The organism is Streptomyces sp. NPDC057654 (genome assembly GCF_042800135.1).
Lineage (GTDB): Bacteria > Actinomycetota > Actinomycetes > Streptomycetales > Streptomycetaceae > Streptomyces.
Genome location: NZ_JBHVHQ010000994.1, coordinates 1 through 2,960, shown reverse-complemented (window position 1 = coordinate 2,960; position 2,960 = coordinate 1). Strand labels below are relative to the sequence as shown.

Below are 2,960 nucleotides of genomic sequence, written 5' to 3'. Positions count from 1 at the left end.
GCGCGGACCGCCGCCTCGGCCGCCGCCCGCGCCTCCCGCTCCTCCGAGCGGGCATAGGCGGTCGGACGCAGCGCGTCATGGGCCGCCAGCAGCCGGGCCGCGCGCCGCGCCTCCTCCTCGCCGCCCAGCAGGGCGTGCGCGTGGGCGCCGGTGAGGATCTGCGACGACGGCAGGTGCGGCGCGATGAGCTGGGCCATCGGGGCCTGCGCCTTCGCCAGCGCCTCGCGGAGCTTGACCAGCGCGGACTCCGGCCGGCCCTCCAGCACCTCCAGCCAGCCGTACAGCCCCACGACCATGCCCTGGAACAGGTCGATCGAGTGGCCCTCGAACTCCTGGTACAGCGCGTCGAACTCGGCGCGCGCCTCGTCCGTACGCCCCGCGCGGGCCATACGGACCGCGAGCTGGAGCCGGGCGAAGGAGCCCGCGTCGGGGTTGACGCGGTTCCAGCCCGCGAGGGTCTCGCGGAGCCGGCGCTCCCCCTCCTCCTCGCTGATCGCCCCGGACTCCATGAGCACCTCGGCGAGCCGGGCCCGGAGCAGCGGCACCTGGCCGTAGGCGCCCAGCTCCTCGTACCGCTCGACCGCCGCCCGGTAGTCCTCGGCGGCGAGCTCGAACTCGCCGCGCTGCTCGCGCGCCTCGGCCCGGCCGGACAGCGCCTCGGAGACGCCCCAGTCGTCGCCGAGCCGCAGGAAGATCTCCAGGCTCTCGTCGGCGTCGCGGGTGGCCTGCTCGGCCCCGTCCCGGTGGTCGTTGAGGAGCTTCGAGCGCATTTGCAGGGCGTGGGCCAGCTCCCACTCGTAGCCGTATTCGCGGCAGCTCTCCACGCAGACGTGGATGACGTCGTGCAGCTTCGGCATGTCGCCGTCGCAGGTCAGCAGTACCGCGAAGATCCAGGCGAAGCCCGGCACCCGGCAGGTCTGCGGCAGACCGGGCTGGTAGGCGGCGATGATCCCGCGCATCTGCGCCTGCGTCTCCGGCGACGTCGCCGACTCCATGGTGCTCTCCATGCTGGAGATGCCGACCAGCCGCACCTCGCGCCGGGCCTCCAGCAGCTGCTCGTCGTCCATCGGCGGCGGGGCGTCGATGCAGCGCTCGTACAGCGGCGGGGCCGGTACGACGGGGTCCGCGAACGGGTCCGGGCCGAGCGCCGCCACGGCCTGCGCCCAGCTGAAGGCGTCCACCCGGTGGTCGCGCAGCTGCCAGAACCAGCTCAGGGAGAGCACCAGGCAGAGCGCCTCGTGCTCGTCGTCCGCGGCCACGGCGCGGCGCAGCGCGGTCCGCAGGTTGTCGTGCTCCAGCTCCAGCCGCTCCAGCCAGGCGCGCTGGGCGGGGCCGCGCAGCAACGGGTCGGAGGTACGGGCCAGTTCGCGGTACGCGACCAGGTGGCGGCGTTCGACGGCGGCGCGCTCCCCCGCCTCGTCGAGCCGTTCCGCGGCGTACTCGCCGACGGTCTCCAGGAGCCGGTAGCGCATCTCGCCGCCGCCGGCGTCGGCCGCGGGGGTGGCGGCGACGACCAGGGATTTGTCGACGAGGGAGCCGAGGAGGGCGGCGACGTCACGCGTGGCGACTCCCGTATGGTCCGTGCCGTCCGCGCAGACCGCCTCGGCCTCGTCCAGGCCGCAGCCGCCCGCGAAGACCGACAGTCTGCGCAGCACGGCGTGTTCGGGTCCGTCCAGGAGGTCCCAGGACCAGTCGACGACGGCGCGCAGGGTCTGCTGGCGCGGCAGTACGGTCCGGCTGCCGCTCGTCAGGAGCCGGAACCGGTCGTCGAGGCGGTCGGCGAGGCCGCGCGGGGTGAGCATCCGCAGCCGGGCGGCGGCGAGTTCGATGGCGAGCGGCAGGCCGTCGAGGCGGCGGCAGATCTCGGCGCACGCGTCGGGGTCGTCGGCGGTGGAGAAGCCGGGGCGGGCCGCCGCGCCGCGGTCGGCGAGAAGGCGCAGCGCGACGGGGTCGGGCAGCGGTTCCACGGGCCGCACCAGTTCGCCCGGCACGGCGAGCGGTTCGCGGCTGGTGGCGAGGATGGAGAGGTCCGGGCAGGAGGCGAGCAGGGTCTCCGCGAGGTGGGCGGCGGCGTCGACGACGTGCTCGCAGTTGTCGAGGAGGAGCAGCATCCGGCGCGGCGCGCAGTGCTCGGCGAGCCGGGCGAGGGGTTCGAGCGAGCTCGGGTCGGAGGCGGCGCGCAGCCCCTCGCTGGCGGCGGTGCGCACCACGGTCTCGCGCGCGCCGAGCGCGGTGAGCACGGCTTCGGGGACGGTGGCGCCGTCGGCCGTGCCGTCGAGGGGGGCGAGTTCGGCGAGCCATACGCCGTCCGGCCAGGCCGCCTTGAGGGAGTCGGCGGCTTCCTGGGAGAGCCGGGTCTTGCCGGCGCCGCCGGGGCCGAGGAGGGTGACGAGGCGGTGCGCGCCCAGGTCCGTACGGATCGTCTCCAGGTCGCTCTCGCGGCCGACGAAGGAGGTGCGGCGGGCGCGCAGGTTGCCGGCCGCGGGGGCGGGGGCCGGGCGGCGGGGCGGCTCGGGGGCGGCGGCCGGGGCGAGCAGTTCGGCGTGTACGGACCGGAGTTCGGCTCCGGGGTCGGCGCCGAGGCGGTCGGCGAGGCCGGTGCGCAGCTCCTCGAAGGCGGTGAGGGCCTCGGCGGTGCGGCCCGCGGCGTGCAGGGCGCGCAGCCGCAGCGCGTGCAGCGGCTCGTCGAGGGGGTGCTCGGCGCACAGCTCCACGAGCTCGGGCAGGGCCCCTTCGGCGCGGCCGAGGGCGAGGTCGGCGGCGAGCCGGGAGCGGCGGGCGTCGAGGCGCTGCGCGTCGCAGCGGGCGGCGGCGGCCCCCGGGTCGGGCAGGTCGGCGAGGGCGGGCCCGCGCCAGAGCCGGAGCGCGTCGTCGAGGAGGACCGCGGCCTTGTGGGCGTCGCCGTCGGCGAGCGCGCGGGCCCCTTCGTCCGCGAGCCGCTCGAAGCGGTGCAGGTCGAC

1 protein-coding gene is annotated in these 2,960 nt (G+C 76.5%); it reads right to left on the bottom strand.

Features of this window, described 5'->3' with window-relative positions; all coding sequences use genetic code 11:
• Positions 1 to 2,960 (bottom strand): ATP-binding protein (locus tag ACFU99_RS39420; RefSeq protein ID WP_384402283.1); only part of this gene is annotated, 2,960 nt, incomplete at both ends.